The following is a 22,454-nucleotide window of genomic DNA, read 5'->3' on the forward strand; positions in this document are numbered from 1 at the left end:
TTTGAGAAACAGTTAAGAATGGCCTCGAAAAAGGCTTGATTGTTTGTTTTTAGGATACAGCAAAGCATCCCATCAAAAAAATGCGGTAATGGTTTGTTTGTATTTTGGGTTTTAGTTTTGCTGGTGTAAAGCGTTTAAAATAGATTGAGCAAATATTTCTGGCCTACGGCTGTACAGATACTGCATCGCCCTTTCGGCATCCGGATTTTGGTTATGTTTCAATTTTTCGGCCATCGCTTTGGCAAGGGCTTCTACATTGTTTACTTCAACTTTGGCAATAGCCGGGATTTCGCCGATGCCACCTGCACAAAGTGTAGATACGACTGCGCTGTTTACCGACATCATTTCTAAGAGCACATTTGGAAAACCTTCTTTTATAGACGATACTACGCAAAGTTTGGCCTGTTTAAAATAAGGAGCCGGATTATCTATCTGTCCTTTTAAAAAAACCGAATCGCTTAAGTTATTATCCTGAATAATATTAATTAACGATGCTCTTTCTTTTCCCTCTCCCAGTACCAGTAATTTCAGTTTGGGGTGCTCATGTTTGATCAGTTTAAAAGCTTTGATCAGAATCGGAAATCCTTTTTCTGGGATCAACCTCCCTGCAGAGCAGATAAAATCGAGTTTGGCATCACCATTAATTAGAGGCTGATCAGATTTAGCGATAATCTTATTAAAATCGACGGGATTGGGTTGAACCAATATTTTGCGCTCCGATAAAAATCTATTATAATCAAGCAGTTGTATTTTCATTATCGCAGTTTGGCAAACCACTAAATCTACAGCCGGATAACCCATGCGGTAAATGATCTGATAAATGCGTTTTTTAATTCCGGTAAAACGGGTAAAAACAGAAGTGCACTCGCGGACAATTAACTTCGATCTGAGATAACCAATCCGTTTTAAAAAGCCCAAAAAAGCATTTAGGTACGGGTGCGTGCTCATGATCACATCATCCTTTTTATATTTTCGGAGTAAGGGTATCAGTTTTACAAAACCCCAAAAAATTGTTTTTTTAGCTAAATATTTTTTGGAAATCCCTTCAGAAATTTTAAGCCCGGTAAAAGCATGTTTCTTTAAAAAGTACATTTCGCCGTTAACAGCGGCCGCCATCATCAGCAACACATTTTCAGCACCATTGGGGGCGTCGGTTAACGAAATGAAAATCATTCTTTTTTCTACTGTGGTCATTTCGAATGGCGATTTATTTCCTTTTAAGGTTTCGGATAATTTTTTTGAATGGCATCATCCAGCTTAATACTTTCCGCTTGCCATCTATTACAATAATATTATTGGCGAAACTGATGTTATGGAGCCCTTTACTGTAAGGTTTATCTGGTAATATTTCGAATTTATAGGCAGTTTTAAATTCTTTTTCGTTGAGTATTTCAATTTCATTGATGATAATTGAGCCTCCGTAGCGGTTAATAGGGTTTTGTGTTGGTCGATACAATGATTTGCCAACTTTAAATAAACTCCCTGCAGCCCTGCAGAATTCTTTTTCTACTGGAATTGGGTTCTGATAATGCCCGGTATATTGACCGTTTAAAGTTTTTGAATGATAAATGTACAGGCAATTGTGATCTCCCGATACACTGGTAAAAAGCCAATATCTGTTTTCATGATAAATAATCGAGCTATCTACAAAAGCTTTTCCACTAACCAACACTTTTATTTTGGTTAATTGGCTGGGGTTTTCTTTATTAACCTGATAAAGTGCTATTTCTTTCGCTTCTGACGTTTCCGGGATGCAGTATAAACAATCATTTTCTTCTAGAAGATAAGGATAAGATAAATGGATCGCATCGGGCTTTATGCCCTGCACTTTCTTCTTGTTTTTGAAGTCGAACTCATCAATCATCATAATCTCGCCCTTCCCTTTCCAAAAATCCAGTTCTTCGTAATAGATTCTTGGTGCATCATTTATGCTCACTACGAAAGGATCAGCAGCATAATCGATATTATCTTCTTGCAACCAGTTTATAGCCGCACCCAGCTTTTTTGTGCTGATCAGCTCTTCTGGCGTTTGATAAACAAAACCAATGTTCCATTTATCAGCCGCGAATATTTTATTAAAGAGGTTAACTGTTGCATTCATCTTATCACGCTACTAATGAAACTTTATCTGCGATCGATTTATTTTTAATTAACCATTGAGAAAGTACAAGCAATTTCCAGATCTGAGGATACCTGTTCCACTTTCCGGTCATATGTTCATTGATAATTTCTTGTGTTCTTTTCAAATGGATGCCAGGGATGTTTTTTAGGTTTTCGATCGATAAATTATCCATCACATAATCTTTCAATTCATTTCTGAACCAGTGTTGAAATGGCATGGTAAAGCCAGCTTTTGGCCTATCGAACATGTGTGCAGGCACACAATCGAACAATAAATCTTTTAATATCCGTTTTTGGTTTCCATTGGTGTATTTAAATGCTGTGGGCAGACTTCTAGAAAACTCTATTACTCTGTAATCCATTAAAGGTGATCGCGATTCAAGCGAAAAAGCCATTGAAGCTCGATCCACTTTTGTATTGATATCTCCATTTAAATAGGTTTTAATATCAAAATCAGAAATCCGTTCTAACAAAGGTTTAGCTGGATTGGTTAAAATATGCATCAATGGATTATATTTGGCCAGATCGGGTTGTTTTACCCACGAATTTTCCATGTTGCCAAACATCTTTACATATAGTTTTTCTACATCTTCCATAGATATGCCCATGGCAATTAATTTATGGCGATAGCTCGGCGATTGATTAATTAAGCCAGCCAATGCTTTCCGAATGCCATGTGGCGCATAGAACAGACCGTTTACCTGTTTAATCCATTTGTAACGGTGGTACCCTAAAAAAGCTTCGTCGCCAGCATCGCCACTTAAGGCAACGGTTACATGTTTCCTGGTATTTTTACTGAGCAACATGGTAGGTATTGCACTCGAATCGGCAAAAGGCTCGTCGTAAAAACGGTTAAAGTTTTCAATTAAGTCAATGCCATCATTGTAATTACACTCAATAGTATAATGGTCGGTACCTAGGTGGTTAGCAACCTGATTGGCATAAGCACTTTCATCGAAACCCTTTTCATTAAATTTTATAGAGAATGTTTTAACCTGGTCGATTTCTTTTGTGGCCATAGCCGCAATTAGCGATGAATCTATACCACCGGATAAAAACACACCCAATGGTACATCAGCATTCATCCTGATTTTAACCGCATCGGCCAAAATAAATGCTAAAGCCTCTTTAGCTTCTTCGTAACTCCCTTCAAACTTGTTCTTCCAACCATAATCTAAGGTCCAGTATTCCGTAATTTTAAGCTTATGAGATTTAAGGTCGTATTTAAAATAATTGGCTGCCGGCAATTGTTTTACCGCTGCATAAATAGACTGAGGCTCTGGCACATAACCCCAAATCAAGTATTGATTAATGGCTTCTTCGTTAACACTTAGGTTCCTGGCAATATTAATTTGTGAGGGTTGGCTTGCAAATTCGAACGATGAATGATCGTGTGCATAATAAAAAGGTTTTTTACCAAAGCGATCCCTGGCACCAAACAGTTCGTTTTTATAGGTATCATAAATTACAAAAGCAAACATCCCGTTAAAGCGGGTTAAGCAATCGGCACCATATTCAAGATAAGCTGCACATATTACTTCGGTATCAGAACTGGTGTTAAACTGGTAGTTTTTCCGTTCGAGATCTTTCCTAATATCTTTGTAATTGTATATTTCTCCGTTAAAAACAATATGGAGGTGCAAATACGAAAAGGGCTGATTGGAGCGTGCGTCCAGATCGATAATGGCCAATCTATTGTGCGCAAAAATAACCTGATCGTAACGTTGAACGCCTGTATAATCTGGGCCTCGAAAATTGATTCTTGCCATTTTCTCACGGATAGTTCCGTTCGAGTAAGGTATGGTTGTGCCGTATATTCCACACATAGCGATATATTTTAGATTGTTAACTGATTAATTCTTCATATTGAGCGCTGATTTTATCAAGCGCACATTTCTGATATACATTTCTCCTAATCTCAGCCGGGTTCCATTGGCCTTGAGTGCAGGCCTGGATAATTCGCCGCCTAAAGCCTGCCAGATCATCCTGTTCTAAAACAAAACCGTTAAAGCCATCGATAATTAATCCCGGAATGCCGCTCACTCTAAAGGTTACCACCGGCAAGCCTACGGTAAGCGCTTCTAAAACCACGTTGGGGAAACCTTCTGTATAAGAGCTCAACACCATTAAATCGTGCTGAATCATCACTTCGTGAATGTTTTTAATTTCTCCTAAAATTTTGAGCCTGTGATCGAGCTGCAGCTTCTTAATTTTGGAGTTAATCTGATCTTTTAGTACTCCTGTTCCCACGAAATCGAGGTGATAATTTTCGGGCAAATGTGCCATAATATCAACCAGTCGCTCCAAACCTTTTTCCAGCGCAAAACGGGCCACAACTAATAATCTATATACCTTATCAGGTGCTTTAACCTCTTTTAATTTATTGGTTTTCAATACTGGATTGGCAATTACCTTAATCAGCTTCTGATTAACATTATAAGTATCAATCAATGATTGTTTCATTTCTTCCGACTGGCAAACGATCTGTTTGTAACCCCGATAACTTGCGCTGGCAAAAAGCTCGTAAAACCTCGACTTAAATCCTTCAAACAATCTTTGTTCGTGTGGAATATTAGAAGCCCTGGCAATAAGCATCGGGATTTTTAAAAACCGCCCAACCAGTGAGACTAATATATTGATGTGATCGGTAGTGGAAAAAACTGCATAAGGCGCTTCTTTTTTTAGCAAGCTATAAAGTGAAAAAAAAGATTTAGAGGCTTTTTTGGTTTTTAGATCAATAAAACGAACAGCTTCCAGGTCCATCGAGAAACAATTCACGGTCGAATCTAAAATCACAATGGTGACATCGAACTTATCTTTGTTAAATCCCTGGGCCAAATTCCAGAACACCCGTTCTGAGCCGCCCGAAGTTAATGAGCTGAGTACAAAGAAAACTTTCTTTTTAAGCTTAACTTCTTCTTTAATAGTTTTTTGTGGAGCGTACATGTTATATTAGTTGATGACAATCCGATTAATCGTTAACCAAATAATTTTGAAATCGGTAAGGATATCGTTGTGATTGATATACCTCATGTTCTGTTTAATTTTTGCGGGGATAATCCTTTCGATGTAATAAGTTTCGGGATCTTCTGCATGTTTTAGCAGCTCATTTTCATTGCAGAACTCAACCGATGCCCAATCAGTAATACCCGGTTTAACGGATAAAACGTAACGTTGTTCCTCATTGTAAAGATTCACGTATTTTCTAACTTCTGGTCTTGGTCCAACAAAACTCATCTGCCCTTTTAAAACATTCAATAGCTGGGGCAATTCATCTAACTTGTATTTCCGTAACCAATACCCTAACCTTGTAATGCGGTTATCTCTGTTCCCGATGGTAAGTAAGCTATTGTTGCTCTGTGTAACATACATGGTTCGAAACTTTGCCAAATGAAAATCTTTCATGTTCCGTCCAACCCTGATCTGTTTAAAAATAACAGGACCTTTCGAGTCGAGCTTGATTAGGATAGCAATCAAGATTAAAATCGGACTGAACAACACTAAACAAAGCGTTGCAAAAACCACATCGAATATTCTTTTCTTATTTATTTTCATGATGCTACTGCCATTTGTTTATGTCCTGAAAAGCCACCTTCTTCAATTTCTAAATGGCTATTTAATTGAATATGCACACAGCTGATTACCGAAGTGATGATAAATTCTACTTCTGTACCTGTTAATTGCGGATAAATGGGCAGAGAAATCTCACAGGCATAATTCTGATAGGCCATTGGATAATCTTCAATTTTATAACCCAGGTTTTTAAAGAGCGTAAGCATTGGCATCGGGATAAAATGAACATTGCTCGCAATCCCCAGAGATGCCAGGTCATCAATGATCTGATCTCGCTGTATCTCGGTTAAACCTTTAACCCTTAAGGGAAAAAGATGGTAACAGGATTCGCGTTGCGTACTCACTAAAGGTGGTGCAATAAACCAATCTTCGTGCTGAAAGCCATCACAGTAATGCTGTGCAATTTTCTTACGCTGAGGTAAAAGATCCTGATTATATTTCCTAATCTGTGCTAAACCAATTGCAGCGCAGATATCAGGCATATTGATCTTTAGTCCCTGAAACAGGATATCGTACCGCCAGCCAGCACCTCTTGATTTAGAAAGCGCATCTTTGTCCTGACCATTAAGCGTATACATTTTTAAGTAGCTGTATTCTTCCTGAGGATTAAATGCAGCCGGGAGATTTAAGCAGATTGCCCCTCCTTCGGCTGTTGTAATATTTTTAACAGCATGAAACGAAAATATCGTTACATCGCACATCTGTGCAGCCGGTTTATCGTAATATAAACTGCCTATTGAATGGGCAGCATCCGAAATCAGTAATATTCTTTTAAGCAAAGATTGTTTATCTGACTGGCATTTAAATTTTTTCTTAATATCAACACGATTAATTAATTCTTTTAGAGCAGTATAATCACACGGCCAGCCGGCAATATCTACTGCGATTATCGCTTTGGTTTTTGAAGTAATTGCCGCCTGAACCTTTTCAGGATCGATATTAAAATCTTCAAGCACATCAACCATAACCGGAGTTGCACCGCAATGAAGAACAGCTAATGCCGTGGCACTATAGGTATATGCCGGTACAATTACTTCGTCGCCGGCTTTAACACCAAACCACTTTAACATTAAAATGGCACCTGATGTCCAGGAATTTACACAGATCACCTCATCAGTTCCAGTTGTCGCCTTAATTTCATATTCAAGGGCTTTCACTTTTGGCCCTGTGGTAATCCATTTGTCGTTAAGTGTTTCCAATACCTGATCAACCACAGTTTGATCGATAAAAGGCGGAGAGAATGGGATATTCATATTCGTCAATTTAATTGTGTTAATTATATTCAACCAAAATGGGGTCTTCCATTTTAATTTTGGAGAGTTGTAGAATGGCAAAGTATAGGAATAATGTTGGGCCACTCGTTGCCAGAAGCCATTCGTTATGAAAAAATGAGTTGATGGAAATGGCTAGAAAAGAACAGCTTAAACAGACGAGGAGTGCATTTTTCTTATCTTTGATGTGCAAAAAAGCATAAAAAATGATCTTCCCTACTTTTCGATATAATAAAATAAGCAAAATAAAACCCAGCAAAGGCCCCAAATAAGTAATAAACATTAAATAGGCATTATGGGATGTAATAACGATAGGCCCTTTTTTGTAAACAAAGTTGTGTTGCACGACATCGTTCCAGGTTTTTCCATAAAACAGTAGTCCAAGAGGATATTCGCTTATAATTTGGATGTTCTCTCCCATTAAATCGCCTCGCTCTTCCTTACCTCTTGCATTTTCTGCACTTTTATTTAAAATATTCTGTTGCTTTTTACCTTCAGAAAATTGTTCAATTGAGCTTTGTGCGATAAAAAATATTGCGCAAAACACACCAAATATTAAAATGGACTTGGCTTTATAATAGCTTAAAAAAAATAATCCGGTTACAACTGCAAAAGCGACCAAAACCGACCGTTGCATACCAAAGAAGATAAGAGAGAGCGATAAACCAAATAAAAGAAGATTAATTAGCCAGCTTCTTTTAAACAGGATGGCATTAATCACAAGAAAAGGTGTTAAAGCAGCCATCTGGTAGCCGAAAGTAAAAATAGTGGTCGATATGCCTGCTGGTGCCTGCAATACGTCTTCCTGTACTAAAAGCGACCGGACAGGCGCCATATTGTACTCATGATCGATAAACATGATGATTCCCGAGAGCAACAATATGCCGAAGAAAAATCCAATTGCGATATTCATTCGCTTTAAATTGGTACCGATAACGTAGTTGAATAATAAAGCAAAGCAAGCCGCGACAATTAATAAGGCAAAAAAACCAGTAACATCTGCCTGACCTATAAGGTAAAAAAACAGGGCTGCAATAAAGAAAACAAATAATTCTTTTCCATATAGGAACCCTGTTTCTTCAGTCCGATAGAAATAGATTAACGGCACCAGGAAAACTATTGGTGCCGGAATTCTGAAAACCCCGGTCATGAAGATGTTGAATGTTGTTGCATAAACATAGGCAAACAACAAAAAGAGAAACATTATTTTCTTAATCATGACATGATGAGTTGCTCCCAGTTGGCAGAAATGCGTTCAATAGAATTTGTTTCGTTGATCGACCTTGCTTTTTCTGAAAATTTACTTTTTAAATCACTGTTATTAAGTATTTTATCAATAGATAATGAAAGTCCTACTATATCTTTATCAGCAACCAGAAGTCCGTTAATTCCATGTTCGATAATCTCTGAAGGGCCAAACTCACAGTTCATTGCCACACAGGCACAGCCCATTCCCATGGCCTCTACCAGTACATTGGGATAACCTTCATTTCTGGAGGAAAGCACAAACACCTCGGCCTGTGTATAATAGTCTTGCAGATTGGATTTAAAACCGATCAGCTTAACTTTATCTGTTAGGTTTAAATCGGCAATTTGCCTTTCGAGATTTGCTCTGTCTGGCCCTTCTCCAGAAATTAAAAGATCAACATCAGCCAATTCCAGTTTGCTATAAGCCTCAATAAGATGATCGAAGCCTTTTTCATAACATAGCCTGCCAACCGAGAGTATAAATCGTTTACCATGAACAGCGCCTGCGTTTGAACGAGAAAAGTGATGGATTGGATTATGTATTGTTTTAAAGTTATCCAGCTTTTCGAATTGCTTAATTCTTTTAAATCCTTTAAACATCCCAAAAGCTGGTAGCACAATGGCTTTTGATTTTCTATAAATATGAAATATAAACCACTGTAGTAATTTGTTGTATTGTTGTATGGTACTATTTAGGGCGGTTCTTTCAGAAACCAGATAAGGCAAACCTAAAATCATACAACATAAACCTGCCCAAATGTTAGCCGATGTCATAAAACAAATGGTACAATCTGGTTTTTCTTTCTTTAACAGAAAAAGCAACCTGTAAAAAGTCAAGTAAGCATACCTAACCCTGTTTAAGAGGTTTTGACTATCTTTTCTTTCTACCAGATTTACAATTTTAATCTGTTTATTAATCTGATATTTAACTTTAGCTGTATTAAGGCAAATCATTGTAACACTGCAATCTTTATCGCTAAAGTGGTTAGCCAGGTTACTAATTACCCGCTCAGCACCACCTCCTTCTAAACTGTTGATTACGAAGCATAATTTAGTAGCCATTTCGAATTAATTTACAATCGTTTTAATGGTCTGGAAAGCGTTTCCAAAGGTTTTATATTTCACTTCGAAAAGGAAGTATTTTCTGAGGTAGAAGTTTAAAAGTTTAACTTTCTGTAAACCAGTATATGTGAAAATTTTAATGATGATATAGAAATCGCTCAATTGCATCTTCTTTAATGGAACATAAGCAACCGGACTCCAAATACCTCCGGGGTGACGCCTGTAACAACTCATTACTTCGGGTAAAACGTATATTTTTTTACCTGTTACCCAAGTGCAATAGAGTTTCAACAGTTTATCGCAGGCATAACACTTTAGAAACCAATCGTTTTTATAAAGATTTTTAATGGCTTCAATGTTGCGGTAAACAATAGTTGCAGTACAGGTTTCTACTTGCCTGTTTACAATCAGATCGCTAAAGCTATACTGCAGGGGAACGGGATTAAAGTCCATGTAAAACAGCTCAGTATCGTCAAAATTTATTTCGCGTGTATAATGGCAGCACATTACATATTCTGGATTATTCTCCAAGAAATCTACCTGTTTCTGGAGTTTATATGGGTCTAACCAATAATCATCACCATCGCATGTGGCCACATATTTACCTTTAGTTTCTAGCGCAACCCGAATTACATTTTGGGTAGCACCAATATTCTTTGGTGCTTTTAAACGCTTAATTTTATCAGGATGTTTGGCAACATATTCATCAATAATCTCTGTGGTGCCATCGGTAGAGCAATCGTCGCCAATAATAATTTCTGTATTAAAATTGCATTTCTGCATCAGAAATCCATCCAGCGCTTTCGCAATAAATTTACTGTGGTTATAAGTGATGCAAAAAATGCTAACCATTATACCCGGATCGTCTTGTTTCATAATAGAAGCTAATATTAATTGCCGTTAACCACCATGCCTATATTGCCATTAACCATGGTACCGTAATCAGCAAGTTTAAGCACTTGTTTTTTGCGGTAATTCTGAGTTCTCAAAATAATCCTGACCACTAAATCCTGATCGGCACTGGTTAAAGTATGGTAAAGGGGCAAACACATAATGCGTTTAGAAATGGAATCACAGATCGGCATATTTACCTTAGCGATGTATGGCAAGGCCGATAACGATGGGTAAAAGTACCGCCTGCAATACACCTGAACCAATTCTAACTGTTTCATACAATCAAGCATCACCTCTTCGGATTGAAATATTACGGGATAGTATGCATAATTAAATTCCGTATCGGCTTGAATAACCTGAAACTGGGCTTCAATTTTATTCAGGCGCATCTCGTAATGCTGTGACAGTTCTTTGCGTTTACTCAAGATCTGATCGATATGTTTTAGGTTGCAAAGCCCCATTGCAGCATGAAATTCAGAATTTTTTGCATTGGTTCCGATCTCTGAAAAAGTATCTACCCCACTATAACCGAAATTACGCATCAGCGCCATTCTCTTTAAGGTTTCCGGATTTTGGGTAAAAACTGCCCCGCCTTCAATAGTATGAAACAGTTTAGTGGCATGGAAGCTTGTTGTACTTACATCGCCATAGGCGAAGATCGATTTACCTTTATATTTTGTACCAAAACAATGGGCAGCATCGTAAATTACCTTTAGTCCATGTTTTTTTGCAATACGGTCTATCGCTTCAATATCACAAGGATTTCCAAAAACGTGTGTAGCTAAAATTGCTGAGGTATTAGGCGTTATGGCCGCTTCAATTTTATTGGGATCTATGTTAAGGGTATCTTCATCTATATCAACAAAAACAGGTTTGCAGCCCTGCCAAACAATACTGCTGGTGGTAGCCACAAAGGAAAATGGTGTGGTAATAATTTCGCCTTTCACTTCTAACGCCTGTATGGCCAGTTGTAATGCGATAGTACCATTGGTTACGTATAACAAATGTGGCAGCGCTAAGTATTGCTGTAACTTTAACTCCAGCTCATTTACTAACGGACCATTATTGGTGAGCCACTGTCTGGCCCAAATGCTACTTACATAGCTTTTAAAATCTGCCTGTTTTGGCAAAAAGGGTTTAGTTACAGGTATCATTGTTTGAGGATTAATTGTTTAAAATCAAGGAGTGCAGCGAGTTTGATGCTGCTACTTATGCCGAGGTAAAAACTGCCATAGATGACGCTTATACCAGCAATACGCAAAATATTGTTGATGTGATAATGTGTTAAACACCAGGTATCCAGACAATAACATGCTACACCTAATAGGCTAGATAACATCAGAATAGGTACTATATCATGAAGTTGTTCTTTAAGTGGATAATTGATTAATTTGCCACTATAGGTTGAATTGATATAGTAGGCAAAAACAGTAAAGAAGAGCTGAAAATATAGAAGCCCCATAATGCCAAATGGAATAACACAGATAATTCCGATTACACTTAGCACCTTTTTTATAATTTCTAATTTCAAAAACTGCCCGCTACGACCTTTAACTTTTAAAATATTCAGGTTGTATGCGTGTACGGGATATAGGATACCAGCAATACATAAAATCTGAAAATAAGGTACAGAAGGCAGCCATTTATCGGTTAATAGCAAAGAGATTAAAGGTTGGGCAATAAGTGCTAAAAAAATCAGGATGGGTGCATTCCAGAATAACACCTGCTGCATTAACCTTCGGTAAACCATTTTAAGCTTTACATCATCATTGCTGATGTTCGAAAACATAGGATAGGTTACTTTACTAATTGCCGTAGAAATAATCCCAATGGGCAATTGACTTAAACTATCTGCCCTGGCATAAAAGCCCAATTGGGCTGCTGCGTAAAAGCGCCCTATAATAACGGTGTATAAATTTTGATAAATGGTATCCAACAGCCCAGAAAGCGTCATCTTGTAGCCAAAATGAAAGTGCTTTCTAAAACTTTTTTTATTAAAAATCAGTCTTGGTCGCCAATCTGAGTAAAACCAATGCAAGATGGTAGAAACACTTGCACTCAGCAAGCTCATCCAAACCAAACTCCAGGTTCCATAACCGCTTTTCGCTAGATAAATACCCAAACAACCACCCAGTATTACTGCAGGTATCTGAATGACCGTTTGCAGTTTAAATTTCATTTCCTTAGTTAATAAAGTACTCTGAATACTGAAAAAGGCATTTATTAAAAAGGTTAATCCGTAAACCCTTACAATACCGGTAAGTGTTGGCTGCCTGTAAAAACTGGCAATTAGCGGTGCTGCAAAGAACAGAACACCATATACAAAGAGGCTTCCAAACAAGTTAAAAAAAAATATGGTAGAAAAATCCTTTTGCCCCGCCATTCTTGTACGGATCAGCGACGAGGTTAAGCCACTATCCATCAACGAATTGCCAACAGCGATAAAAATAGAGAGCATTGCGATTAAGCCAAATTCTGCGGGGCTTAATAAGCGGGCCAATATGACGGTAACAAACAGGTTTATGAATTTAACACTAAACTGCTGTCCGATCGACCATATAATGCCCGATCGCGCTTTATATGTTAAACTCATGACCTTACAATCGAACCGTTTCTATTGATTGTGGCAATACGGCTTTTATATCATATACCACGCATGCTGGTTTACGCAATGCTGTAATATTTAAACTATTGAAAGCTTCGTGCGCTACTGCCAGTATAATTCCATCGTACTTTCTGGTTTTTGACGAGCCATTTTCGCAGATAATACCATAGTTATGGTTAGCCTGATCTGCATTTGCCCAGGGATCGTGAATGGTTACTTTGACTTTGTATTCTTCCAAACGCCTTACAATATCGATTACTTTGGTATTGCGGACATCAGGACAGTTTTCTTTAAAGGTAAAGCCCAACACTAACACTTCTGCTCCCACAATATGAATGTTTTTAGCGATCATTTTTTTGATAACCTGATCAGCCACATATTTACCCATTCCATCGTTTACACGTCGTCCGGCCAAAATAATTTCAGGGTGGTAGCCAGCTTCCTGTGCTTTTTGAGCTAAATAATAAGGGTCTACGCCAATACAATGTCCACCAACTAAACCCGGTTTAAAATTCAGGAAATTCCATTTGGTCCCGGCTGCCGCTAAAACCTCAGAAGTATCGATACCGATCTGGTTAAAAATCATCGCTAGTTCATTTACAAAAGCAATATTGATGTCGCGCTGGGCGTTTTCAATCACTTTTGCCGCTTCCGCCACTTTAATAGACGAAGCTTTATAAGTTCCGGCCGTAATTACCGAACGGTACAGTGCATCTATTTTTTCTGCAGCTTCGGGAGTAGAACCTGATGTGATTTTTAAGATGTTGGCAACGGTGTGTTGTTTATCTCCCGGATTAATACGCTCTGGAGAATAACCAGCAAAAAAATCTTTATTGAAAACCAAACCAGACCCTTTTTCTAAAACGGGCACACATTCGTCTTCAGTTACGCCAGGATATACAGTTGATTCATAAACCACTATGTCTCCTTTCTTTAACACTTTAGCAACAACTGCACTCGCTTTAATTAAAGGTGATAAATCTGGCCTGTTGTTTTTATCAACAGGCGTTGGTACTGTAACAATGTAAACCGACGAGCTGCGTAATTTTTCGATTTCATTGGTACAGTACAGGCCTTTTAAAGTTGTGCATTCGAAGGTTAAAACCTTATTCAATTCAGATTCATTAACTTCCAATGTATTGTCGTATCCGGCTTTTAATTCTGCTATCCTACTCTGGTTAATATCAAAGCCAAATACCTTATATTTTTTTGCAAATTCCACTGCCAGCGGTAGGCCAACGTAGCCAAGGCCAATTACCGCCATCTTCAGGTTATCTTTAGCGTTATACATAATGTTGTTGCGTATTTACGGTTAATGTTAAGTTGCTTATTGGCACCCTGGTAACTAAAGCACAGTCTAAATGATCGAATGACATTAAAACATGTTTGCCCTGAATCTGGATCACCTCTCCTTCCTGATTATGAAAGAGACCATTACTGATCCGAACACGGTCGCCTTTGGAAATACCGGTTAAACTCACTACATCTACATCACTGTAGGTATCCATTATGTGCTTTAACTTTTCAATCTCACTATCCCGAACTACAGCAGGTTTACCCATGTAGTTAATAAAGTTTAAAACACCCAGTGTATACCTGATTTTATAACCTTCCCGTTCATCTATTTTCACAAATACATATCCGGTAAAAAGCGGAAGGCTAACTATTTTCTTTCTATCGGCCCATTGATTTTCTACAGTACGAACAGGGCAAAAAGATTCGAAACCTTGCTCTTGCAGCAAACGGTCAACTTTTTTCTCCCAACGTGGACGAGTATAGATCACAAACCATTTTTTTGCGAACGAGGGCCTGATGTTAATTGTAGATTCCATTTTAGTTTTATGAGGGATAATTAATTTAATTTTTTAGCTGGCTTGATAAAGCTTCGCTATATCACTTACATGATAGGTATCGGTTAATTTTTTAAATTGTACGCTTAAAAGCCTTACTCAGTCGGCTGGATACAGCTTCGCTATATCACTTACATGACAATTTTATTTTTAAATCTTATTTTGCTTTTTGGGCAAATGGGCAATCTAATTAAGAGTTGTTTGCAAGCTGATAATGCCTTAAATCGATGCGCAGTTTAAGCATCTCGGCCTTATTGTTTGTAAACAGGATTAAATCGTTTGGGGACGTTTATTTTGTAAAGGGCAAAGTATTCTCTTTTAAAACAAGGTAGATTTAGTTTGCCATGGCATAACCGTAACCTCCGTAGCTATATTTTTGGCTTTTCTCCCGTTTGGCATCGTTAAAAACAACCATCGGATTTTTAAGCTTATTGTTTTCGCAAATGTCTTTTAATATGGCCAATTGGTATTTATTAGTATAGTTATATCGCACCAGGTAAATGCTTACATCGGCATATTCTGCCAAACTAAAAGCATCAGCCACCTGGCCAACTGGCGAGGTATCGATAATAATGTAATCGAACCTCTCTTTCAGCTCATCAAACAACAGATCCATTTTAGGACTCATCATTACTTCTGCAGGGTTTTCAGGTGATTGACCGCATCCAATAACCCATATATTATCTGAGACACTGGTGGGTTTAATTATATCATCCAACACAGACTCACCAATTAAATAGTCGGTTAACCCATTAGTTTGCTTTAAGCCAACTTTATTCAGGAGGTCAGGTTTTCTTAGATCGAACTCCAGCACCACAACTTTTTTATCAAGCATACCTAATGTAGTAGCCAGATTTACGCTAAAGAATGTTTTACCCTCCCCTTTCATACTTGAGGTAACCAACATTACCTTGTTTTCGATATTGTTAGACATTAGTCCTAAATTCATTCTGATGTACCTAAACAACTCTGATATAGTAGAACGGTTGTCTTTTTGAAAAACGATAGTGCTTTTATCGAGGTTATGAGAAAGTTCGCCAAGCATTTTGGCACCGGTTAATTCAATAGCGCTGGCATCTTGTACCTTATTGTTAAAAAATCCTTTGCCATAAATTACTCCAGCTGGTACCAAAAACCCAAAAATGAATCCGCACAGATATAAAAGTGGTTGCTTAGGGCTATTAGGTGTGGTGTTGTAAGCCGGTTTATCTACCACTTGCGAAGTTGGAACGGTTGCAGAAAGCGATAAAGCAGTTTCCTCTCTTTTTTGGAGCAAATATTTATATAAACCCGATTTTACACTTTGTTCACGGCTTCTTTCTAATAAGCCACGCTCTATAGTAGGTACAGATTTTATTTTATTGTCGAATTGAGCGTAGTTGGCGCTCAGGTTGTTTCTTTCGATAACAAAGCCTTGTTTAATACTGGATAAGTTTTCTAAAATATTGGTTTTTAAGGTCGCTATCTGCTCGTTAAGGTTTAGTACCAAAGGATTTTCTGCATTAGCGGTACGTAACATCCTATTTCTTTCCAATTGAAGATCGTTAAATTTTGAAATCAATGAATTCAAAATCGGGTCTTTTAAGCCCATTGCACTTGGAGCCAGGTTATATTGACTTTGTTTACCTCTGAAATAATTTTCGATAGACCGTAATAACCTCAGTTGTACGGACGATTCTTCCAATAACTGATTGTACTGCCCTGAGCGTGCAGCATTCATCTGCGCATCCATATTAACATCAGTAACACGGTTTTGCTGTTTGTAGCTCTCTACATCCTCCTCGGTACCAGAAAGATCTGCAACCAGGTATTTTAGGCGGTTATCGATAAATTTAATGGTGTTACGGGCAATGGTATTTTTATTATTAACGTTATTGATGTTATAAGTTTCAATCAAGTCGTTAAGTATATCTATTCCCCGTTGCGGAACCACATCGTTTAAACTAATGGTAATGGTATTGGCATCTTTAACAACCGGAACTATCTTTAATGAAGTCAGGTTATAAGCCTCTGTCATTTTATATAGATTTTTAAACTGAAGTCTGATTTTGCCAAATTCAGTTTTATATGCCGGTCCTTTGTCTATTTTAATTGCGTAGTTTTTATTATTAATGGTATCGCCATACTTTACAATATTTGTTTTTAGGCTGTCCTGAATGATATATGAGATTTCATCCAGATAAGAAACATTAATTTTTCTTCCGTAAGCACCATTCTTAAAACTAATAGCGGTGACTACAAGTGGGGAAGTTTTTCCATAAAGCTCTTTTTCTCTAATCCCCTCTTTTTTAAAGTAAGCAGTTTCTAGATTTAGTTTTTTTAATACTTTAAAAATCAAATCTCTCGACCGTAAGATCTCAATTTCATTATCAACCGTTTTAACCGTTTGAAACATATTAAGATCGCTGAAAGCGGTACTATTAGACATTGCTGCGCCATTTTTATCATCAGAGATTAAAAGTGTACTGCTCACTTTATATTTTGGTGGGGTAACGTATATAAAAGCATATACTGCAGCCATTGAAATAATGATACTGATTAAGAAATAGTGCCAGTTTCTGGCAAATCTTGTCATAGTTTCTGCAAAATCTTTTGCGCCACCATTTATACTTTGTTTAAGCATGATATCATGTTTTAAGAGACGTTTATCGACGAAGAACAGCTGTGATCAATACTGCTACTGCAGATATTGATGCAATTACCACTGGCATAATGCGTGTATTCGGACTGTATTCAATTGCTTTTGATTTATCTGGTTCTACATACACTACATCGTTTTGTTTCAGGTAAAAGAATGGGGAATCCATCACATCCTGATTGTTTAGGTTGAGTCTTTTCATTACCCTTTGACCATCCTGCTGCCTGATTACTAAAATATTTTCCCTTTTGCCATAAACGGTCATATCGCCCGCCATTCCCAATGCTTCTAAGAGGTTAATGTTATCTCCCTGTACAGTAAAGGTTGATGGTCGGTTTACTTCGCCAATAACTGTTACTTTAAAATTGACCAATTGAACATCAACTACCGGCTTTTTAACATACTTATCCAATTCTTTCGAAATGGTAGCTTGCGCCTGCTCAATGGTTAAACCTTCCAGTCGAACGTTACCTACAACAGGCAGATTAATCATTCCGTCTTTACTTACACGGTAACCATCTACTTTATAATTGTTTTCAGAACCTGCATTTCGGGTATTAACAGCAAATAAAACATTCGACTCTTGATTTAAGCTGTTTATACTTACGCTTAAAAGGTCGTTTTGCTGAATTTTAACTTCCTGACCTTGGAGCTTCACTTCGCTAGTTTGTTTAGCCAGGTTACTAAAGTATACAAGATCTCTTCTGGGAGCGCATCCGGTGATAATGCTTGTATATATTGCGATAAATAATATTACTTTCTTCATAGCTTAAGTAATGTTTAGTTTTTTATTTCGATTTATTGAGAACTAAGCTATGCAATTAAGCATCAATGTTTTATAGTCGGATGGGGGTTGTATTTAAATTGTATAAAATATGACCAGCATGCACAGCATCTTCGCTACTGTGCTCATAAATTGCACATCATTTGTAAATTTTACAACGCAGAACATGTATAATATTTTGGCGGTATTTTCACTCAAAAATGCCTGGTTTTTGGCGAGATCTTAATCGGTAAAACTCAAAAAACATCAGAAAATGTTTTAACATTTCAAAAAGCTATTTAATACTACAATTTATAGGGGGGTATAAAATGATTTTTATAAAATTTCAACGCAAAACCGCTGATCACCAAACTTAAATTAGTGGATCAATGGATTATTTTTCCTTAATCAGCAGCCAATACGTTGCGCTTCGCATCTTTCTGTGCAACTTATTTTACAATATATTTTTAATGAACTCCAACTAACATTTTACCTCGCAGTATTGAGATTTCATCTGCAGTTGTTCGCCGGTAGCCATCCGCACAGATAAAACGATTAACATAAAAGCCATATCCCTTTAAATCGGGTTAAAAAGCAAGAAAATGCGCAACTGTGAATGCTGTAAACCTGGATTAGCAAAATGTGTACAGTATGCTTTTAAAGGGTTTAAAAGCCTGTTTTATGTATAAATTCGTAACTAACCTAAAAACAAAGAATGAAATATGAAAGTTATTATTTATGGAACTGGAAAAATGGCTGAATTTATCTGTTATTCTTTTATGAATGACAGCGATTACAACGTTGTTGCCTTTTGTGTTGACGATGCCTATGTGCCCCCTGCGGGCAACACACTACTGGGCTTACCCATCTTAAGCTTCGCACAGGTGATTAAAGATTTCCCTCCAGAAACCCATAAAATACATGTTGCCATTGGTAGAAACAGCACCAGAGAAAATGTATATCATAGGGTAAGCGAATCTGGCTATAGTTTTGCAAATTATATTTCTTCAAAAGCCAATATATGGTCTGACCTGGTATTTGGACACAATACTTTTATCGATCAGTGCTGTGATATACAGCCTTTTGTAACCATAGGCAATAATTGTATGCTTATCGGCGCACGGATTGGCCACCACTCTACCTTAGGAGATAATGTTTTGCTATCTGGTAATATATTAGCGGGCAATGTAACTGTTGGTAATAATTCTTTTTTAGGAATTAATTCTGCGGTTAAGGAAGATATTATCATTGGAGGCCACAACATTATTGGTGCTGGCGTTTTTATTAACAAAAATACAGAAGATTACGCTATTGTATCTAACGGCGCAGTGCCACAACGCATAGGAGACTCTAAACGTTTTGTGATGTTTAACAAAACACAGGATGTTAAGCAGACTTAGCAAATGTTTTATTCATAAAAAAGGGAAGTCAAAAAATTGACTTCCCTTTTTTATTTAGGATAGCCGTAATTAAACTTTAGTTCTATTTTCTGCACTTCTTTTCAGCTGTGCATTAATGCGGGCTAAAACATCATCAATATCAAAAGGTTTACTGATATAATCATCAGCAAATGCATCAATAGCTTTCTGTTCGCTATTATTCTGTGCTGACATTACAATAATTGGGATGTGTTTAGTAAAAATATCAGTTTTTAAATCTTCACAAATCTCTGCTCCGTTTCCATCGGGTAACATTACGTCAAGTAAAAAAAGATCAGGCATTGCATCCTGGATATTTTTCTTTAACTCAGCAAATGATGATGAAAGCTGCAATTCGAAACCCTCATCTTTTAATAGAATTTCAATAACGTTTCTGATCTCCTGATCATCCTCTAAAATGTGTATTCGTTTTCTTTCCATGTTCAAATTATAATGTTTGGGATATACCGTTCGCGTGGAATGCGCTATACGATAGTAACAGTAACACCTAAACTCTCTAAATGTTTAACAATTTGTTCAGAAATTCCTTTATCGGTAATAATATGATCAATTTCTTCTAATCCACATATTTTTCCAAAGCCTCTTTTCCCAAATTTAGTAGAATCGGCAAGTACAATCGTTTTTTGTGATGCACCGATCATTTTGCGGTTTAAATGTGCTTCCATGGCATTAGTAGTGGTTAATCCAAAATCAAGATCAATCCCATCAACACCTAGAAATAGTTTATTAAAATAAAAATCCTGCAAAACCTGTTCTGCATAAGCACCCATTACCGATGAAGAACTTTTCCTAAGCAATCCACCTAATTGTATTACTTCAATACTAGGCTCGCGCATTAATTCGAGCGCTACATTTAACGCAGAAGTTACAACGGTTAAATTTGTTGCTGGCGCAATATTCTTGGCAAAATAAAGCACTGTAGTACCCGATGCAATAACAATAGAATCATTATCATTTAGCAATGCAGCAGCAGCAATACCTATTTTGTTCTTTTCTGTAGATTGTAATTTCTCTTTCTCATTAACCGGACGGTCTACCGTGTATGGATTGTTTACAGTAGCACCTCCATGCGTCCTAAATAACAGGCTCTTATCTTCAAGTAGTTTTAAGTCCTTTCTTATTGTTACAGACGAAACTTTCAACTCCTTACATAAATCGACTACATTTATGTATTGATCACGTTGCAGGCGACTTAATATAAACTGGTGCCTCTCAGCCAAATTCATCATAGTATATTTAATTAGCGTGCTGCAAATTAGCAATAAAAACATTCTTTAAAATATTTTGCACAAATATTTAATAAATTTTTAACGCACATATTATATTATTTCGATTATGATTTCTTATAATTGCGTATTGTTTCGTTTTATTATTTTTACAAATTTAAATGGAAAGATTACACGCGCATCATCTAACAGAAAACATAAATTGGGACTTCATTATTATTGGCGGAGGTGCTACGGGTTTGGGTACTGCATTGGATGCTGCAAGCCGGGGCTTTAAAACTTTATTGGTAGAACAATCTGATTTTGCCAAAGGAACGTCGAGCCGGAGTACTAAACTGGTACACGGTGGCGTTCGCTACCTTGCGCAGGGCGATATCGGCTTAGTAAAACATGCCTTAAAAGAACGTGGCCTATTACAACAAAACGCAAAACATCTGGTAAATAAGGAAGAATTTCTGATTCCCTGTTACGATTGGTTCTCTGTTATAAAATATTTAACAGGACTTACGCTTTACGATTGGCTGGCAGGCAAATATAGCTTCGGCAAATCTAAGTTTTTCTCTAAAAGAGAAACCTTAACCATGATGCCTGGCATTAAAGAAAAGGGATTAAAAGGAAGCATCAGGTATTACGATGGAAAGTTTGATGACGCCCGTTTAGCGGTAAATATTGCACAAACCGCTATTGAAAACGGTGCCTCATTATTGAACTACACCAAGGTAACCAGCTTGTTAAAAAGTGGCGATAAGGTTACAGGTATTGAAACTGAAGATGCTTTAACTGGTGCAAGAGTTAAATATATTGGCAAAATAGTAATTAATGCAACAGGTGTGTTTGTGGATGACATCCTGCAAATGAACAACCCGAATTCAAAAAAAATGGTACGCCCCAGCCAAGGTGTACATGTGGTGTTAGACAAAAGCTTTTTAAACAGTGAATCGGCCCTGATGATACCAAAAACCTCTGATGGGCGTGTTTTATTTGCCGTTCCATGGCACGAACATTTACTGGTGGGTACAACAGACACCCCGTTAAACGAACATAGTTTAGAACCCAGGGCATTAAAAGAAGAGGTCGATTTTATTATGAGTACAGCGGCGAGTTATTTTAACCGCAAACCCATGGAAAAAGATATCTTAAGCGTATTCTCAGGTTTACGCCCCTTGGCCGCTCCTACCAATGGAGATGGAAATAGTACAAAAGAAATTAGCAGGGACCATAAACTTATTGTTTCTGCGAAGGGATTGATTACCATTACCGGTGGCAAATGGACCACCTATCGCCGAATGGCAGAAGAAACCGTTGATTTAGCCATTACCCATGCTGGTTTAGAACCGAAAGCATGCGTAACCCACAATTTAAGCATACATGGTAGTTTAACCACTGCCACGGATAGTCATTTGGCTATCTATGGATCGGATCGCAGTAAAATTGAAGCTTTAATTGCACAAGATTCAAGTCTTGGCAATAAATTACATCCTGCATTTCCTTATACAGAAGCCGAAGTGCTTTGGTCTGCACGAAACGAAATGGCCGAAACAGTAGAAGATATTTTGAGCAGAAGACTAAGGATACTGTTTATTAATGCACAGGCAGCCAAGGATATGGCACCTAGAGTAGCTTCGCTCCTGGCCAAAGAATTATCTGCTGATAAAAACTGGGAAATTAACCAAATCGAAACTTTTAATAAATTAGCTGACGGTTATATTTATCATTCAACACCTAAAATAACCGAATCGGCTTTAGCCAACTAACCAAATTCCT

19 protein-coding genes are annotated in these 22,454 nt (G+C 37.4%); 2 read left to right on the forward strand and 17 right to left on the reverse strand.

Annotation, left to right across the window (positions count from 1 at the left end; genetic code table 11):
* Positions 1-111 precede the first annotated feature (111 nt).
* The 15 genes from AC1RJ8_RS00645 to AC1RJ8_RS00715 all read right to left on the reverse strand — a co-directional run bounded on the left by AC1RJ8_RS00645 (position 112) and on the right by AC1RJ8_RS00715 (position 18,028).
* Positions 112-1,194: a glycosyltransferase gene (locus AC1RJ8_RS00645; protein ID WP_492952256.1), complete on the reverse strand. Its 1,083-nt coding sequence runs from the start codon at positions 1,192-1,194 to the stop codon at positions 112-114.
* A 13-nt stretch (positions 1,195-1,207) separates the two neighbouring features.
* Entirely contained in the window at positions 1,208-2,101 is an 894-nt protein-coding gene (locus AC1RJ8_RS00650; protein WP_492952255.1) for a glucosamine inositolphosphorylceramide transferase family protein, read from the reverse strand.
* A 4-nt stretch (positions 2,102-2,105) separates the two neighbouring features.
* Positions 2,106-3,947 (reverse strand): asparagine synthase (glutamine-hydrolyzing), encoded by a 1,842-nt coding sequence (asnB, locus tag AC1RJ8_RS00655; protein ID WP_492952254.1) that lies wholly within the window; start codon positions 3,945-3,947, stop codon positions 2,106-2,108.
* A 19-nt stretch (positions 3,948-3,966) separates the two neighbouring features.
* Positions 3,967-5,067, reverse strand: coding sequence for a glycosyltransferase (locus AC1RJ8_RS00660; protein WP_492952253.1), 1,101 nt, complete (start codon positions 5,065-5,067; stop codon positions 3,967-3,969).
* Positions 5,068-5,073: 6 nt separating this feature from the next.
* A complete protein-coding gene (locus AC1RJ8_RS00665) occupies positions 5,074-5,676 on the reverse strand; it encodes a sugar transferase (protein ID WP_492952252.1) in 603 nt (200 codons plus the stop codon).
* Positions 5,673-6,947 carry a DegT/DnrJ/EryC1/StrS family aminotransferase gene (locus AC1RJ8_RS00670; RefSeq protein WP_492952251.1) on the reverse strand — a complete coding sequence of 425 codons (1,275 nt, stop codon included), beginning with the start codon at positions 6,945-6,947 and terminating at the stop codon, positions 5,673-5,675. The genes AC1RJ8_RS00665 and AC1RJ8_RS00670 overlap by 4 nt, the downstream gene beginning before the upstream one ends.
* Before the next feature lie 19 nt (positions 6,948-6,966).
* A complete protein-coding gene (locus AC1RJ8_RS00675) occupies positions 6,967-8,184 on the reverse strand; it encodes a hypothetical protein (RefSeq protein ID WP_492952250.1) in 1,218 nt (405 codons plus the stop codon).
* Positions 8,181-9,275 (reverse strand): glycosyltransferase family 4 protein, encoded by a 1,095-nt coding sequence (locus AC1RJ8_RS00680; protein WP_492952249.1) that lies wholly within the window; start codon positions 9,273-9,275, stop codon positions 8,181-8,183. The genes AC1RJ8_RS00675 and AC1RJ8_RS00680 overlap by 4 nt, the downstream gene beginning before the upstream one ends.
* Positions 9,276-9,281: 6 nt before the next feature.
* A complete protein-coding gene (locus tag AC1RJ8_RS00685) occupies positions 9,282-10,151 on the reverse strand; it encodes a glycosyltransferase (protein ID WP_492952248.1) in 870 nt (289 codons plus the stop codon).
* A 14-nt stretch (positions 10,152-10,165) separates the two neighbouring features.
* Positions 10,166-11,323, reverse strand: coding sequence for a DegT/DnrJ/EryC1/StrS family aminotransferase (locus tag AC1RJ8_RS00690; protein WP_492952247.1), 1,158 nt, complete (start codon positions 11,321-11,323; stop codon positions 10,166-10,168).
* A complete protein-coding gene (locus tag AC1RJ8_RS00695; protein ID WP_492952246.1) occupies positions 11,320-12,762 on the reverse strand; it encodes a lipopolysaccharide biosynthesis protein in 1,443 nt (480 codons plus the stop codon). Before AC1RJ8_RS00695 ends, AC1RJ8_RS00690 begins: the two co-directional genes overlap by 4 nt.
* A gap of 4 nt (positions 12,763-12,766) precedes the next feature.
* Positions 12,767-14,065 carry a nucleotide sugar dehydrogenase gene (locus AC1RJ8_RS00700; RefSeq protein ID WP_492952245.1) on the reverse strand — a complete coding sequence of 433 codons (1,299 nt, stop codon included), beginning with the start codon at positions 14,063-14,065 and terminating at the stop codon, positions 12,767-12,769.
* Complete coding sequence (locus tag AC1RJ8_RS00705) at positions 14,058-14,606, reverse strand: UpxY family transcription antiterminator (protein ID WP_492952244.1); 549 nt, start codon at positions 14,604-14,606, stop codon at positions 14,058-14,060. The genes AC1RJ8_RS00700 and AC1RJ8_RS00705 overlap by 8 nt, the downstream gene beginning before the upstream one ends.
* A 352-nt stretch (positions 14,607-14,958) precedes the next feature.
* Positions 14,959-17,247 (reverse strand): GumC family protein, encoded by a 2,289-nt coding sequence (locus tag AC1RJ8_RS00710; protein ID WP_492952243.1) that lies wholly within the window; start codon positions 17,245-17,247, stop codon positions 14,959-14,961.
* Between the two features lie 22 nt (positions 17,248-17,269).
* A complete protein-coding gene (locus tag AC1RJ8_RS00715; RefSeq protein ID WP_492952242.1) occupies positions 17,270-18,028 on the reverse strand; it encodes a polysaccharide biosynthesis/export family protein in 759 nt (252 codons plus the stop codon).
* Positions 18,029-18,747: 719 nt separating this feature from the next.
* Here AC1RJ8_RS00715 and AC1RJ8_RS00720 point away from each other — a divergent pair.
* Entirely contained in the window at positions 18,748-19,425 is a 678-nt protein-coding gene (locus AC1RJ8_RS00720; RefSeq protein ID WP_492952241.1) for a PglD-related sugar-binding protein, read from the forward strand.
* A gap of 69 nt (positions 19,426-19,494) precedes the next feature.
* Here the strand turns inward: AC1RJ8_RS00720 and AC1RJ8_RS00725 are convergent, their stop codons facing one another.
* Positions 19,495-19,884 (reverse strand): response regulator transcription factor, encoded by a 390-nt coding sequence (locus tag AC1RJ8_RS00725; protein ID WP_492952240.1) that lies wholly within the window; start codon positions 19,882-19,884, stop codon positions 19,495-19,497.
* A 44-nt stretch (positions 19,885-19,928) separates the two neighbouring features.
* Entirely contained in the window at positions 19,929-20,693 is a 765-nt protein-coding gene (locus AC1RJ8_RS00730; protein WP_492952239.1) for a DeoR/GlpR family DNA-binding transcription regulator, read from the reverse strand.
* A 158-nt stretch (positions 20,694-20,851) separates the two neighbouring features.
* Here AC1RJ8_RS00730 and AC1RJ8_RS00735 point away from each other — a divergent pair, with 158 nt between their 5' ends.
* Positions 20,852-22,444, forward strand: coding sequence for a glycerol-3-phosphate dehydrogenase/oxidase (locus tag AC1RJ8_RS00735; protein WP_492952238.1), 1,593 nt, complete (start codon positions 20,852-20,854; stop codon positions 22,442-22,444).
* Positions 22,445-22,454: the final 10 nt, after the last annotated feature.

It is taken from the genome of Pedobacter sp. GW822-FHT03F06 (assembly GCF_058801365.1).